General features: G+C 69.2%; 16 protein-coding genes and 1 pseudogene. 8 read left to right on the forward strand and 9 right to left on the reverse strand.

What is annotated here, in order from left to right; genetic code table 11:
* The first annotated feature begins 84 nt into the window (after positions 1-84).
* Both DL990_RS13240 and DL990_RS13245 read left to right on the forward strand, forming a co-directional pair.
* Positions 85-741, forward strand: a complete 657-nt coding sequence (locus DL990_RS13240; RefSeq protein WP_125781265.1) for a response regulator transcription factor — start codon at positions 85-87, stop codon at positions 739-741.
* On the forward strand, positions 738-1,913 hold the full coding sequence (locus DL990_RS13245; protein WP_125798825.1) for a HAMP domain-containing sensor histidine kinase: 1,176 nt from the start codon (positions 738-740) through the stop codon (positions 1,911-1,913). The genes DL990_RS13240 and DL990_RS13245 overlap by 4 nt, the downstream gene beginning before the upstream one ends.
* Positions 1,914-1,981: 68 nt before the next feature.
* Here the strand turns inward: DL990_RS13245 and DL990_RS13250 are convergent, their stop codons facing one another.
* Complete coding sequence (locus tag DL990_RS13250) at positions 1,982-2,353, reverse strand: helix-turn-helix domain-containing protein (RefSeq protein WP_199746334.1); 372 nt, start codon at positions 2,351-2,353, stop codon at positions 1,982-1,984.
* Positions 2,354-2,497: 144 nt separating this feature from the next.
* On the opposite strand from DL990_RS13250, the gene DL990_RS13255 reads away from it, so the two are divergent.
* Positions 2,498-3,412, forward strand: coding sequence for an alpha/beta fold hydrolase (locus tag DL990_RS13255; RefSeq protein WP_125798826.1), 915 nt, complete (start codon positions 2,498-2,500; stop codon positions 3,410-3,412).
* Between the two features lie 169 nt (positions 3,413-3,581).
* On the opposite strand, the gene mftD is transcribed toward DL990_RS13255, so the two are convergent.
* The 6 genes from mftD to mftA are packed head-to-tail and all read right to left on the reverse strand — an operon-like array spanning position 3,582 to position 8,459.
* Positions 3,582-4,742, reverse strand: coding sequence for a pre-mycofactocin synthase MftD (mftD, locus tag DL990_RS13260; RefSeq protein WP_125781257.1), 1,161 nt, complete (start codon positions 4,740-4,742; stop codon positions 3,582-3,584).
* A gap of 2 nt (positions 4,743-4,744) precedes the next feature.
* Positions 4,745-6,136, reverse strand: a complete 1,392-nt coding sequence (mftF, locus tag DL990_RS13265) for a mycofactocin biosynthesis glycosyltransferase MftF (protein WP_125798827.1) — start codon at positions 6,134-6,136, stop codon at positions 4,745-4,747.
* Positions 6,133-6,906, reverse strand: coding sequence for a mycofactocin-coupled SDR family oxidoreductase (locus DL990_RS13270; protein ID WP_125798828.1), 774 nt, complete (start codon positions 6,904-6,906; stop codon positions 6,133-6,135). Before DL990_RS13270 ends, mftF begins: the two co-directional genes overlap by 4 nt.
* On the reverse strand, positions 6,903-8,096 hold the full coding sequence (mftC, locus tag DL990_RS13275; protein WP_125781251.1) for a mycofactocin radical SAM maturase: 1,194 nt from the start codon (positions 8,094-8,096) through the stop codon (positions 6,903-6,905). The genes DL990_RS13270 and mftC overlap by 4 nt, the downstream gene beginning before the upstream one ends.
* Positions 8,093-8,365, reverse strand: a complete 273-nt coding sequence (gene mftB, locus DL990_RS13280) for a mycofactocin biosynthesis chaperone MftB (RefSeq protein ID WP_370305560.1) — start codon at positions 8,363-8,365, stop codon at positions 8,093-8,095. The genes mftC and mftB overlap by 4 nt, the downstream gene beginning before the upstream one ends.
* Positions 8,355-8,459 (reverse strand): mycofactocin precursor MftA, encoded by a 105-nt coding sequence (gene mftA / locus DL990_RS13285; RefSeq protein ID WP_199746336.1) that lies wholly within the window; start codon positions 8,457-8,459, stop codon positions 8,355-8,357. Before mftA ends, mftB begins: the two co-directional genes overlap by 11 nt.
* Before the next feature lie 244 nt (positions 8,460-8,703).
* Between mftA and DL990_RS13290 the strand changes: the two genes are divergently transcribed.
* The 4 genes from DL990_RS13290 to DL990_RS41240 are packed head-to-tail and all read left to right on the forward strand — an operon-like array spanning position 8,704 to position 11,407.
* Complete coding sequence (locus DL990_RS13290; RefSeq protein ID WP_125781246.1) at positions 8,704-10,290, forward strand: acyl-CoA carboxylase subunit beta; 1,587 nt, start codon at positions 8,704-8,706, stop codon at positions 10,288-10,290.
* Positions 10,287-10,466, forward strand: coding sequence for an acyl-CoA carboxylase subunit epsilon (locus tag DL990_RS13295; protein ID WP_125781244.1), 180 nt, complete (start codon positions 10,287-10,289; stop codon positions 10,464-10,466). The genes DL990_RS13290 and DL990_RS13295 overlap by 4 nt, the downstream gene beginning before the upstream one ends.
* Positions 10,467-10,496: 30 nt before the next feature.
* The gene (locus DL990_RS13300) at positions 10,497-11,258 is read left to right on the forward strand and encodes a thioesterase II family protein (RefSeq protein WP_125781242.1); all 762 of its coding nucleotides are present in this window, start codon (positions 10,497-10,499) and stop codon (positions 11,256-11,258) included.
* Positions 11,255-11,407, forward strand: a complete 153-nt coding sequence (locus DL990_RS41240) for a hypothetical protein (RefSeq protein WP_158632608.1) — start codon at positions 11,255-11,257, stop codon at positions 11,405-11,407. Before DL990_RS13300 ends, DL990_RS41240 begins: the two co-directional genes overlap by 4 nt.
* Before the next feature lie 211 nt (positions 11,408-11,618).
* On the opposite strand, the pseudogene DL990_RS42380 reads toward DL990_RS41240, so the two are convergent.
* Positions 11,619-11,804: pseudogene (locus tag DL990_RS42380) on the reverse strand (hypothetical protein); the annotation flags it as partial.
* Between the two features lie 28 nt (positions 11,805-11,832).
* Complete coding sequence (locus DL990_RS13310; protein WP_125798829.1) at positions 11,833-12,231, reverse strand: hypothetical protein; 399 nt, start codon at positions 12,229-12,231, stop codon at positions 11,833-11,835.
* A gap of 430 nt (positions 12,232-12,661) precedes the next feature.
* Here DL990_RS13310 and DL990_RS42385 point away from each other — a divergent pair, with 430 nt between their 5' ends.
* The gene (locus DL990_RS42385) at positions 12,662-12,838 is read left to right on the forward strand and encodes a hypothetical protein (RefSeq protein WP_158632609.1); all 177 of its coding nucleotides are present in this window, start codon (positions 12,662-12,664) and stop codon (positions 12,836-12,838) included.
* Positions 12,839-13,693: the final 855 nt, after the last annotated feature.

Raw genomic sequence — 13,693 nt, forward strand, 5'->3', positions numbered from 1 at the left:
CGAAGTACAGCGAGCGTGATGTCACTCGGCCGTCTCCGGAAACGTTGACACGGAAGTGACACGACCGTGCGTCACCATGGACCCATGCGGATCTTGGTGGTCGAGGACGAGCCACTCCTCGCGGACGCGGTGGCCGAAGGGCTGCGGGCGGAAACACACGCGGTGGACGTGGTGCACGACGGCGCCGCCGCGCTGGAGCGAACCGGCGTCAACGACTACGACGTGGTGGTGCTCGACCGGGACCTGCCGGTCATCCATGGCGACGAGGTGTGCCGGGTGCTCGTCGCCAGCGGCGGCGATACCCGGGTACTGATGCTGACCGCCGCAGCCGACGTCGACGACCGGGTCGCCGGTCTCGCCCTCGGCGCCGACGACTACCTCCCCAAGCCGTTCGCGTTCCGTGAACTGGCCGCGCGGGTGACCGCGCTGGGCCGGCGCTCCCGGCCTGCCGCGCCGCCGGTGCTCGCCCGAGCGGGCATCCGGCTCGACCCGCACCGCCGCGAGGTGTATCGCGACGGCCGCTATGTCCCGCTGTCCCGCAAGGAGTTCGCGGTCCTCACCGAACTGCTGCGCGCCGACGGCGGCGCGGTGTCCACCGAGCAGCTCCTGGAGAAGGCATGGGACGAGCACGCCGACCCCTTCACCCACACCGTGCGGATGGCGATCCTCAAGCTGCGCCGCAAGCTCGGCGACCCACCGGTCGTCGTGACCGAGCCGGGAGCGGGGTACCGCATTCCGTGAAACGCCTGACCATCCGGACCCGCCTGACGCTCGTGTACGGCGGCTTGTTCCTGCTCGCCGGCATCCTGTTGCTCGGCGCGACGTACGTGCTGATGTCCAGGCAGCTGTCCAACCGCGAATCGGCCGCCGTGCTCGATGCCCAGACCTTCACGCCAGAGGTCGACATCCTCAAGGAGGTCGCCGAGGAAACCCGGACCGACGCGCTCATGGCTCTGCTCGTCCAGGGCGGCCTCGCACTCGGCCTGGTCGCGGCAGCGGCGATCGCGATCGGCTGGCTGATCGCCGGCCGGATGCTGCAGCCGATCGACCAGATGACCCGGGCCGCGCGGCGCATCGCCGATTCTCCCGGCAGCGACCGCGGCCTGCACGAACGCATCGCCCTCGACGGGCCGCCGGACGAGGTGAAGCGGCTCGCCGACACGTTCGACCTGATGCTCGAACGGCTCGACCACTCCTTCGACGGGCAGCGCCGGTTCATCGCCAACGCCTCCCACGAGCTACGCACCCCACTGACGCTCAACCGCACCCTGCTCGAGATCGCGGTGCGGCGTCGCGATGTCTCGGTGGAAGTCCGACAGCTCGGCGAGACACTGCTGGAGATCAACAGTCGGCACGAGCGGCTGATCGACGGCCTGCTAACGCTGGCAAAATCGGACCGCGAGCTGGGCGAACTGTCCTATGTGGACCTCGCGGACGTCGTGACGCACGTGGCCGCACAGCACCCGACCGTGGCCACGTCCGCCGGCGAAGCCCCGACCATGGGCAACGCGGTCCTGCTGGAACGGCTCGTGCAGAACCTGGTGGAGAACGGCGTGCGCTACAACGTGCCGGACGGCTGGGTCCAGGTAACCAGCGGCACCCGTCCGGACGGGCTCGTCGAGCTGGTGGTCGCCAATACAGGGCCGGTGGTGCCGCCTTATGAGCTGCCCGGCCTGTTCGAGCCGTTCCGCCGGCTCACGACGGATCGGCTGGCGACCCGGATGGGTGCCGGGCTCGGGCTGTCGATCGTCCGTGCGTTGGCGCACGCCCACGGCGGCCACGTGCACGCAGAGCCCCGCGACGGCGGCGGCCTGGTCGTGACAGTGTCGCTGCCGGTGGCCGGACCCCCGCGGAAGCAGGCCAGCGGAGTCGTAACCGGCCAAGACCTCCGCGACCACCGCTCTTCGACATGACCGCGTGCGTGGTCGCCGCCCGTATCGACCGCCTCGCGGCGTGTGCGTGTGTTTCGCGGACGACAACCTCACCGTCTGTCGGCGGGGCCGGCTTGGGCGTCGCTGATCGCGTTGGTGCGGTCGATCTGGGGCATGTGGTCCTCGGCCCATGATCGGAGCGCCGCCAGTGGGACCTCGAGCGACGAGCCCAGATCGGTGAGCCGGTAATGCACGCGTGGTGGCACGGTGGGCTCCACCCGGCGGGCGACGAGGCCGTCGCGGGTCAAGCTCTGCAGGGTCACCGACAGCATCTTCTGTGAGACACCGGGCATCCGCCGCCGCAACTCGGCGAAACGCACCTCGTGTGGAGCCGCCTCCGCGAGGATCTTGACCGCCATCGACGTCCATTTCGTGCCGATGCGGTCCAGCAGACGGCGGGTCGGGCACTCGGCGTCGAACAAGTCACCGCGCCCACTTTCTGCCGAGCGCGCCGGCTGGGAGGTCACCTGGAACTCACCACCTGTGGGGAAGGTGCCGTCTTGGCGGCACAACCGAAGTTACCTATCGTTTTCTAGTAACCAATGGTAACCGCATCGGAGGCAACCGTGCCCGGCACACCACCCGCAACCACTTCTCCACGACACAAAGCCGACATCGTGCTACGGCGGATCACCACCAACGGCATCCAAGCCAACGTGGCTGTCACCGGCACCGGGCCGGCAGTCCTGCTGCTGCACGGCTTCCCACACACCTGGCGGCTCTGGACCGAGATCATCGGCCCGCTTGCCGAGCACCACCGGGTCATCGCCCCAGATCTGCGTGGGCTCGGGGCCAGCACCCGCGCGGCGGATGGCTATGACGCGGGCACGCTGACCGCCGACGCCGAAGGAATCATCGATGCCCTCGGCGAACCCACCGCGGCCGTGGTCGCCATTGACGCCGGCACCCCGGTTGCCTTCCTTCTCGCCATGCGACGGCCGGACCTGGTGCGACGACTCGTCTTGATGGAGTCCTTGCTGGGTCCATTGCCCGGCGCCGAGGACTTCCTCGCCGACGGCCCACCGTGGTGGTTCGGGTTCCACTCTGTTCCTGGTCTAGGCGAAACAGTCCTGATCGGACACGAGGAGGAGTACCTCGACTTGTTCCTCGCCGCAGGCACCCACGGTCGCGGTGTACCGCCGGAGATCCGCAACGCCTTCGCCAGCGCCTACACCGGACACGACGCCCTGCGCTGTGCCTTCTCCTACTACCGCGCCCAGCCGACCAGCGCGCGTCAAATCAGCGAAGCCGTGGCAGGTAGCCGGCTCACCATGCCCACGATGGCGATCGGCGCCCACCCGGTCGGCCGCGCACTGGAACAGCAGTTACGCCCCGTCACCGACGACCTCGTCGGGCACCTCGTCCAGGATTGCGGCCACATCATTCCGCTGGACCGGCCCCAGGAACTGCTCCGCCTCCTGGCACCTTTTCTTGCCGCCGACCAGCCCACCGGATCACGCGGTCACACACTTCCGCAGTAGCCGAGTCATCCCCACATCGGCATGAGCGGTCCTGCTCGTCTGTCGACCGATTCGCGGCATGGGCGGACGACGCATCTGCCTCGGCATCGGGAGTCACGAACTCGCGGGCGCCGGAGTCCGGCAGAGCTGGCCACCGGACTACCGAGCACCGGAATGGCTCTGCGAAGCCTCAGATGCGGAAGTGGGGGGCGACGAGGACGTCGTCCGGGGTCAGGTCGTGGATGGTGGAGTGGCCGATGGCCAGGAGGGTGGAGTCGATGCCGTTGCGGAGGATGTCCAGGACGTTCTCCACGCCCGCCTGGCCGTTGGCGGCCAGGCCCCACAGGTAGGCGCGGCCGATCATGACGGCGCGGGCGCCCAGCGCGATGGCCTTGACGACGTCGGAGCCGCGGCGGATGCCGCCGTCCAGTAGCACCTCGACCTGCTCGCCCACGGCGTCCGCGACGGCGGGGAGGGCGCGGATGGCGGCGGGGGTGCCGTCGAGGTTGTTGCCGCCGTGGTTGGACACCGAGATCGCCGTGACGCCCGCGTCGACGGCGCGGCGGGCCTCGTCCGGGCGGTAGACGCCCTTGAGCATGAACGGGCCGTCCCACTGCTCGCGCAGCCAGCGGACGTCTTCCCAAGTGGGGGGCGGGGTCTGCAGCCACTGGCCGTACGCGCCGAAGAAGGTCGGCGGGGTCTCGCCGCGGGTGACCATGTTCGGGACGGTGAGATCCGGGACGCTGCCGGACCGCAGGTACGACAGCAGCCAGCGCGGACGGGCGATGGCCTCCGGGGCGAAGCGCAGCGCCTCGCGGAGGGTGATGCGCTCGGGGATGTGCGGGCTGCCCCAGTCGCGGGCATGGGAGAACGACCAGTCCAGGGTGGCGATGACGCCCGCCGCACCCGCGTCCCTCGCCCGGTCGAGGCGCTGGGCCATCTCATCGCGGGTGCCGCACCAGTACACCTGGATGAAGGTCATCGGGTTGGCGGCGACGACGTCCTCGACGGGCTTGCTCGCGAACGAGCTCAGCCCCATCGCCACACTCCGGGTGGCGGCCGCACGCGCGACCGCGACCTCGCCGTCGGGGCAGACAGCCTGGACACCGGTGGGGGAGATGAGCACGGGCAGGTCCACCGGCTGGCCCATCACCGTGGTGCCCAACTCACGCTTGGCGGCCAGGCCGGCTGTCCGCGGAGCGAAGCCGACGTCGTCGAACGCGGACTGGTTGGCGCGCAGGGTGACGCCCTTCTCCGAGCCCGCGATCAAGGCGCTGTAGACAGACCGCGGCAGGCGTTTGCGGGCGCGGCGCTGGGCTTCGGCGACTGTCTCGAACCAGGAGTTTGCCATGATCACTCTTTCCGGTGGCGTCCGATGGCGGGGCGTAGGGGGAGCGTCGTGCGGTGGGTCACGCATCCGGCCAGGACACCGCTGCCGTACGCGAGGTCGTCGGCGAGATGGCCGGCGACATAGCGCGCGGGGTCGATGGCGGGGCGTCGTCGTGCCCACTCGGTGAACGCGGGACCGAGCGCAAGGGTCGCGACGGCCGTGCGTCGGCGCCAGCCATGGCGGAGGGCTTGAGCGGCCAGAAGGGGGAGGGCGAACTGGGTGCTGTACCGGCCGATTCCGAGCCAGGTTTTGACAGCAGCGTCCGTCATCGCCCGCGGCACGGTGTCGACCGGCTGGCCGCCTCGGCGCAGCGCCCGGGCGGTGCTCAGTACTGAGCAGGCGTACGCGGCCGCAGCGAGGCGCGGGCGACCGGCGAGCGCGGCGGCAACGGTCAGCGTCGGCCATCCGTGGAGGACCAGGGGTGGTAGGGAGCCGGGGTGGCGCAGGGTGAGTGGCGCCGCCGAAGTGCCGTAGCGATACCGCCTGGTCAGGAGGCCTACCCAGGTTTCGGGTTCGAGGTGGCGGACGCGCACCGTGGGGTCGTACCGGACGCGCCAGCCCGCCTTCTGCATGCGCCACACGAAGTCGACGTCCTCACCCGCGACGGACAGGGCGGGGTCGAATCCGTCGGCGACGGCCTCGCGCCGGACGATCATGGCTGTGGTCGGTACCCAAGCGACCCGGGTGTTGGGGGCGACCGACGCGGGGGTGTCGCCGAGGTCGAGACAGCAGGTCGCTCGGGTGTACCGGCCTGCCCAGGTGGTGCCGGCGGCCGGGACCACGCGCGGCGCGACCGCGCCGACGAGCGGGTCGGCGAAATGCGCTGCCAGCGTGTCGATCCAGCCATTCGGCGGTACGCAATCACTGTCCACAAAGGCCACCAGCTCGGTATCCGTCGCGGCGAGTCCAGTGTTGCGGGCGGCGGGCGGCCCGCCGTTCTCTTGTCGCACCACCAGTCGCACGCCGAATCGTTCGGCCAGCTCGGCCACGGCGGGTCCGTTGCGGGACGCGTCATCGACGAGGACGACCGGGTATCGGTCCCCGGTGACCTCGGCCAGGCACCGGGCGAGTTTGTCGAGGCGGTCGTGCACTGGGATCACGACGGTCACATCCGGGGCAGCGGTGAGGGGCGGAGGTTCGGGGTGGGCGACGCCCGCGTCGGTGAGTTTGCGCGCGAGCACGCCGGCCGCTTGGGAGCGGACAGGGCCGGTGCGAAGCGCGGCCCAGACGGTCAGGCCCGCCGGAGTGAGGCGGAAGACGCGCGCGGGTGACCCACCGGCCCACCGGTGCGCGTCGATGCGGCGGGCGGAGTGGTCGAGGGCGATCCGGAAACCAGCGGGAAGTGGTGTCGTCACAGGGAAAGTCCTCCGTCCACCGGCACCACCGCGCCGGTCACCCCGCCGCGGTCCCCCTCGGCGAGGAAGGCGATCACCGAGGCGACCTCGGCGGGGTCGAGCAGGCGGCCGATCGGCGCTCCGGAGGCGAACTCCTGTGGTCCGGCCAGGTCGTACAGGCGGGCGCTTTCGGCCAGCATCGCGGTGTCGGTCGAGCCCGGGCTGACGGCGTTCGCGGTGATGCCGGTGCCGCCCAGCTCTACCGCCAACGCACGGATCAGGCCGGTGACCCCGGCCTTGGCGGCGCAGTAGGCGGCCAGCGATGGCAATCCTCGGGTCGCGGCGGCGGAGGCTACGGCGACGATACGGCCGGTTCGCGGCGTCGGGCGGCGGAGGAGGGCCGGGATCGCGGCGCGTGCCAGGTTCGCGACGCCGCCCAGGTTGACATCCAGGACCGTCTGCTCCGCTTCGACCGGCACTTCCCACTGTGGTACGCCACCCGCGATCACGCCTGCGGCGGCGATGGCGACGTCAAGGCCGCCCCACCGGCTTTCCGCCGAGGCGACCGCGCCTTCCAGGCTGCCGAGGTCGCGGACGTCGGCGATGTGCCATGCGACGCGGTCGGCGGTGAGGGAGACCAACTCGGTCTCGGTGCCCATGGGGTACGGAAGGGTCGGGTCGTCCTTGGCTCGGTCGACCGCCAGCACCGCCCAGCCTCGGTCGGCCAGCGCGCGCACGGTGGCCGCGCCGATTCCCCTGGCTGCCCCGGTCACCAGCGCCACCCTGGTCATGGCGCGAACCCTGCCAGTGGGCTCTCGTCGCAGGCGCGGTCCGGCCCGCGCGTCTCGATCGCCACGGCCTGGTCTCGCCCACGCATGCCGATCGTCACTGGCACCGGGCCGCGGCGGGAGTGGTCGGGAGACGAGCGCGGCCTACTGTCCACAGTCGACAGGGCCGCCTCGGCATGGCCCTTGACGCACTCGGGGTCCGGGCCGTCCAGGGGGAGTCCGGTGAAGAACTTGGCCGCCATGCAGCCGCCCCGGCACGAGTCGTACGCCGAACACGACGTGCACGCCCCGCCGGTCTGTGGCCCGCGGAGGTCGGCGAACAGCTCGGAGGCCCGCCACACCTCGGCGAAGCCGCCCGGGGAGCGGACGTTGCCCGCACGGAAGGTGTCGTGAATGGCGAACGGGCAGGCGTACACGTCGCCCACCGGGTCGATGAGGCACACCACTCGGCCCGCGCCGCACATGTTCAGGCCGGGCAGCGCCTTGCCGAAGGCGGCCAGGTGGAAGAACGAGTCGCCGGTCAGCACGTTCTCCCCGTTGGCGAGCAGCCAGTCATAGATCCTCCGCTGCTGCTCGGCGGTCGGGTGAAGGTCATCCCACACGTCCGCGCCGCGGCCGGACGGGCGCAGACGGGTCAGGCGCAGCTGTGCGCCGAAGCGGTCGGCCAGTGCCTTGAACTCGTCCAGCTGGCCCACGTTCTGCCGGGTCGCCACGACCGAGATCTTGAACCCGGCGAACCCGGCCGCGGCCAGGTTCTCCATCGCCAGAAGAGCCGTCCGGTACGAGCCCGGTCCGCGCACCGCGTCGTTGACCGACTCGCTGGCGCCGTCCAGGGAGATCTGCACGTCGACGTACTCACTGGCCGCGAGGCGCTCAGCGGCGGCGGAGTCGATCCGGATGCCGTTGGTGGAGAACTTGACCCCGACCTGATTGCCGGTCGCGTAGTCGACCAGTTCCCAGAAGTCCGGGCGCACGGTCGGTTCCCCGCCGCCGACGTTGACATAGAACACGCCCATCCGGCGCAGCTCGTCGATGACAGCCTTGCACTCCACTGTGGACAGTTCGCGTGGGTCGCGCCTGCCCGAGCTGGACAGGCAGTGCACGCACGCGAGGTTGCAGGCGTACGTCAGCTCCCAGGTCAGGCAGATCGGCGCGGACAGGCCATGCTGGAATTGGTCGACCAGACTTGTCACGGCGTCCTTTCCCGGATCATGTCGGACGAGGCGAGTGCCGCCAGGGCGGTTCGGTAGGCGGGCAGCTCGGCCGGGGGCACCTCGGCCAGCGCGTCCCGGGCGCTCGGGCGCTCATCAAGGCGGCGCACCACTTCTAGCAGCGTGCGGTTCTTGAGGAACGACAGCCGCCGGGTACCGAAGTGGTACAGCAGCGCGCCGAAAGGCTCCTGCCGGACCGATACCTGTGGCGCCAGGCCCCAGGCCGCGTCCAAGTCGAAGTCAGTAGACACCGCACATCGCATCGATCGACACCTCTTCGACAAGAAGATCCTCGATCAGTGCCTCTTCGATGACCGCCGTGCCTGCCAGATCGCCTTGCTCCACGGGTCGTCTCCTCCCTCGTGCACCGGATGTCGATGCCGGTCACGCTATCGGCGCGCGCGGCGATAGCACCCGCATCGTGGGCGACGTAGGGGGTCCCGAGGGGCGGTTTAGGGGGCGTCACGGCCCAAGCGGCGTGGTTGCATGAGTCACCGTCGGCCTGTCCGTGACCCGTCGCGGCCGACAAGCGCCTCGCATCCGGCGCTTCGCTTCCCGGCTCGGGCGGGCCGAGTGGATTGGGTGAACAATGACAGAGACCACGACGTCGGACGCCCCGGTGCGCACCGACCTGCGGTGCCGGATCGACGAGCTCGAAGCCACCCGTGCCGCGCTGCGCGCTGGACCGTCAGAGCAGGCAACCGAGGCCCAGCACGCCAAGGGCAAGTCCACCGTGCGCGAGCGGCTGGATCTGCTGTTCGATCCGGGCACCTTCCGCGAGATCGAGGCGTTCCGCAGGCACCGGGCCACCGGGTTCGGCCTGGAGGACCGCCGCCCGCACACCGACGGCGTCGTGACCGGCTGGGGTTTGGTGCACGGCCGCACCGTGTTCGTCTACGCCCACGACTTCCGCATCTTCGGCGGCTCCCTCGGCGAGGCACACGCCGAGAAGATCCACAAGGTGATGGACATGGCCGAGGCAGCCGGCGCCCCGCTGGTCAGCCTCAGTGATGGGGCGGGCGCGCGCATCCAAGAGGGCGTGACCGCGCTCGCGGGCTACGGCGGCATCTTCCGCCGCAACGTGCGCGCCTCCGGGGTGATCCCGCAGATCAGCGTGATGCTCGGCCCGTGCGCGGGCGGCGCGACGTACTCGCCCGCGCTGACCGACTTCGTGTTCATGGTGCGCGGGACCGCGCAGATGTACATCACCGGGCCCGACGTGGTGCAGTCGGTAACCGGCGAGCAGATCACCCACGAGGCGCTCGGCGGCGCGGACGTGCACGTGTCAGTGTCGGGCGCGGCCGGCTTCGTATACGACACCGAGCAGGAGTGCCTTGATGAGGTGCGGTACCTGCTCTCCCTGCTGCCGTCGAACAACCGGGAGCTGCCGCCGGTCGCGCCCACGGACGACCCGGCGGACCGGCCGTCGTCGGCGCTGCTGGACATCGTGCCCGCCGACGGCAACCGCGCCTACGACATGCGTGAGGTGATCGCCGAGATCACTGACGACGGCGACATGTTCGAGGTGCACGCCAACTGGGCCACCAACATCGTGTGTGGCCTCGCCCGCCTCGACGGGCACGTGGTGGGCATCGTCGCCAACCAGCCGTCGTCGCTGGCGGGCGTGCTGGACATCCACGCGTCGGAGAAGGCCGCCCGGTTCGTGCAGATGTGCGACGCCTTCAGCATCCCGCTGGTCACCCTGGTCGACGTGCCCGGCTTCCTGCCCGGCCGGGAGCAGGAGCACGGCGGGATCATCCGGCACGGCGCGAAGCTGCTCTACGCCTACTGCAACGCCACTGTGCCGCGCGTGCAGGTGATCCTGCGCAAGGCTTACGGCGGCGCGTACATCGTCATGGACTCGCGCTCGATCGGCTGCGACCTCTCCATCGCGTGGCCCACCAACGAGATCGCGGTGATGGGCGCCGAGGGCGCGGCCAACGTGGTGTTCCGGCGGGAGATCGCCGCGGCCCCGGACCCCGGAACCGCCAGGCTCCAGCGGATCAAGGAGTACCAGCAGGAGCTGATGCACCCCTTCTACGCCGCGGAGCGCGGGCTCGTCGACGACGTCATCGACCCGGCGCGGACCCGCGCCGTCCTCATTGACGCCCTGGCGATGCTGCGCGCCAAGCACGCCACGACGCCCGCCCGCAAGCACGGGAACCCGCCCACGTGACCGGCCAGGAGCCGCTGTTCTCGGTTGTGTGCGGGAATCCGACCGCCGAGGAACTCGCCGCGGTGACCGTCGTTCTGCTCGCCATGACTTCCGTCGAGTCGTCCGGCGACGGTGATCGCGCCCGGCCGTCCTGGTCGGGCACCGGCTACCGCCCGCCCGGCGCGTGGGCGCACTGACCCCGTCCATCGACCGAAAGGCCATGACCAATGCGCGCCAGCGACACCACCGCGAGCCCGTGGATCCGGCGGTTCGCACCCGCCCCCGACGCAGCCGTCCGGCTGGTGTGCTTGCCGCACGCTGGTGGCTCCGCGCCGTTCTACCTGCCGGTGGCCAGGGCGCTCGCGCCCGAGGTCGATGTGCTGGCCGTGCAGTACCCGGGCAGACAGGACCGACGCGGTGAGACCTGCGTCGACGACCTCGGCGTGCTGGCCGACCTCGTCGCCGAGCAGTTGCGGCCGTGGCTGGACCGGCCGTTCGCGCTGTTCGGCCACAGCCTGGGAGCCACCCTCGGGTTCGAGGTGGCACGCAGGCTCGCCGCCGACGACATGGTCCCGCTGGCCCTGTTCGCCTCTGCCCGCCGAGCGCCGTCCTGCCACCGCGACGAGCGGGTGCACCTGGCCGACGACGACGACGTGATCGCCGAGATGCGGCTGCTGAGCGGTACCAGCCCCGAGGTGCTGGCCGACGAGGAGATCCTGCGCATGGCCCTGCCCGCCATCCGCGCGGACTACCGGGCGATCGAGACCTACCGGTATCCGGCCGGGCCCGGCCTCACCTGCCCGGTAGTCGTGCTGACCGGCGACGATGACCCGCAGGTGACCATCGCCGAAGCCGAGGCGTGGCGTGGCCACACCACCGGGCCGTTCACGATGCGAGTCTTCCCCGGGGGGCACTTCTATCTGACCGGGCACGTCGCCGCCGTGCTCGACCAGGTCTCCGAGAGCCTGCGCGCGGCGACGCCATCATGAACTCGACGACGGACCAGGAGGGCGGCCGGGCGCGGATCCGACTGGAGTTCGGTGTGCGGGTCACCATCGGCACCGGCGGCGACACCCTGGTGGCGGCGGACATGCTCGTCCCATCTGGCGCATGGACGCCGCGACCGTCGCGAGCATGATCGAGCTGCCCTACCGGCAGCTCGATCATGGGAGCGCTTCCCGGCCTGTAAATACCCTGGGACTCCGAGAAAGTGTACGTCAGTATGATACTAAAGTATGTATGAATCGCCGGCCCGCGAGGTGGTCGGCGACGCCACGCAGCACGGCTACTCGCGGGTGTGATCGTCTGTTCTGGCGCCGTGCTGGCAACCCTCTTGTTTGTGGTTGGCGTCAGGGGTTTCCAGGCAGTCGTGCCGAGTGGAGGCCGGTTCCACTGACAGGGGGTAGGCAGCTTTCGCTGTAGCTGCCAAGGATCGCTCGTGTCAAACAGGGGCTGAATATCCCGATGGAGGAGTGCCGACGCTCGGTGTTGTGCCACTCGATCCATTTGTCAACCGCAGCGATGAGTTCCGCTTTGGTGACATAGGAATGCCGGTAGTGGTGTTCATGCTCGAACGACGACCAGAATGATTCCGCAGGACTGTCGTCTCAGCAGATTCCCGTGTCGCCCATTGATCGTTTCAAGTCGTGCGCGGCGCAGGATTTCATGGTCAGCGTTGCGGCGAACTCGCCGCCGTGGTCGGAATGCAACATATCCCAGCATGCGGCGTGAGTGCTCATCCCTGATCGCACACAAGTACCTTTCGCCTTCGCCGCAGGTGAGGTGGGTGATGCCGGTCAGCCAGACCGCGTCGAGCCGCCCTTGGTCGAAGTGTCGCCGCGCCAGGTCTGGCGGGAACGATGCCGTCGGATCGCTTACGGTGGTGCGGACAGTGAACGTGCGGGGGCCGATGCCCTCGATTCCGATCCCGGCCGTGATCGCGGCGACGGTTTTCTCGTTCACCGTCTCGCCGTGTTCCCGCAGTTCACTGATCGGCGCGCCGCTGCTGCCGCGACGTCAGTTCCGTTGTCATTGCACGCTTTTTCCACGTGTAGTAGCCGGAGGTGGACACCTCCAGTAGCCGGGCCATGCGGGTGATGCCGAACAGTTCGGCTGTGGCGGTGATTCCGGCAGGGGTGGCGTCGGGGGGCAGGTGCGGCGTACTTCATCATCAGTTCGAATCGTTCCGGTTGTTCTGCATCGCAGCAAAGTACGCCGACCTTTTTCAGGAGCGAGATACCCCTGTCCTGATCGGCGACCCGCTCCCGCAACGCCTGTAGTTCGGCCCGCTCCGATGCCGACGACGGCTCGTCTCAGACCACTGTGGCCGCGTCCACTCGGCGGCGTTCTTCGTCGACCCAGCCACTCGGCATTCCAGGGTCGATCCCCGCTCATGGGTGACTTCGGTAATCGTGCGGCCGGTATCGATCACACGATGCGCAGCCTCGACCTTGTACTCGCCGGTGTCCTTGCCGCAGCGGATACCGTCTTCGACGCGGGCCTGGGCGCGGTGGCGGGCTTCGAGAAACGCGATCTGCCGGTGGGAGTGTCGGTGACCGGCAACGGGTAGCGCCGGCCGTGGTGTTGTTCGAACAGCGACATCTATGTCCCGGGATGTGGTTCTCGCGGCGCACGATCACCCGCGTCTCTGTGGCCCAGCAGACCCGTCAAGTCGGCGACCGCGGCCTGTCATCACTGTTCGGGCATCGTGTTAATCGTGGCACGGGCGTCCAGATCCAGCCCGATCGAGCAGCGCGCCTGAAACCCGGACCTGTGCATTGTCCGCGGTCTTCAGGGTGGCGTCCAGGCGATCACGACCGTCGCACCGAGATCGCCACCGGTGATCCGTGCAGGCTTTGAGTCTGGCAGGGGTGACCACCTGGCCACGATCATGTGTCCGGGTGAATCCCTCGCGTCGCACGCGGTTGACAGACCTGTGGTCAAGCCGACCTTGGTGGGCAGCAGCCGTAGTGCCGCCGCACCGACATGCGAGACGATCCCCGTCTTGCTGACCTCCACAGCTAGCCCACGCGTCCACTCTGGCGTGGTATTCACTCGAAAGTGCTCCCTGGACGGCATAGGCCAAAGGAGCCCGAAATCCTCATCTTTCCAGCTCAGGAGTACTTTTATATCGTCAGACAAAAACACACTCCCTTAGCTGTGAGTGCCGAACTAACCCCATCGTGTTAATCGACGTCTGCGGGTGTCGCCCCTGATCAGACGTCCGTCACAGTCCGCTCTCCTGGGGATCGGGAGCCGATCGAGCGGCGCACGGCACGCGCCGGCAGCCAAATCCGATATCTGGCGTGACTGAAGTAGATCGAAATCGTGTCGCGATATTCGAGTGCGTTTCCGAACCATTTTACAAGCCCTCCTTTGATTTGTTCCGGCACTGCTGACCTTGCGGAAAGATAAAGGTAGTTTT

The sequence above is a fragment of the Amycolatopsis sp. WAC 01416 genome (genome assembly GCF_003947485.1).
Taxonomy (GTDB): Bacteria; Actinomycetota; Actinomycetes; order Mycobacteriales; family Pseudonocardiaceae; genus Amycolatopsis.

Excerpts from the sequence above, each read along its gene's own strand:
- DL990_RS13290 (WP_125781246.1), top strand. The coding sequence starts at position 8,704 with ATGACAGAGACCACGACGTCGGACGCCCCGGTGCGCACCGACCTGCGG.
- mftD (WP_125781257.1), bottom strand. The coding sequence starts at position 4,742 with ATGGCAAACTCCTGGTTCGAGACAGTCGCCGAAGCCCAGCGCCGCGCC.
- DL990_RS13300 (WP_125781242.1), top strand. The coding sequence starts at position 10,497 with ATGCGCGCCAGCGACACCACCGCGAGCCCGTGGATCCGGCGGTTCGCA.
- DL990_RS13270 (WP_125798828.1), bottom strand. The coding sequence starts at position 6,906 with ATGACCAGGGTGGCGCTGGTGACCGGGGCAGCCAGGGGAATCGGCGCG.
- DL990_RS13240 (WP_125781265.1), top strand. The coding sequence starts at position 85 with ATGCGGATCTTGGTGGTCGAGGACGAGCCACTCCTCGCGGACGCGGTG.
- DL990_RS41240 (WP_158632608.1), top strand. The coding sequence starts at position 11,255 with ATGAACTCGACGACGGACCAGGAGGGCGGCCGGGCGCGGATCCGACTG.
- DL990_RS42385 (WP_158632609.1), top strand. The coding sequence starts at position 12,662 with ATGGGTGACTTCGGTAATCGTGCGGCCGGTATCGATCACACGATGCGC.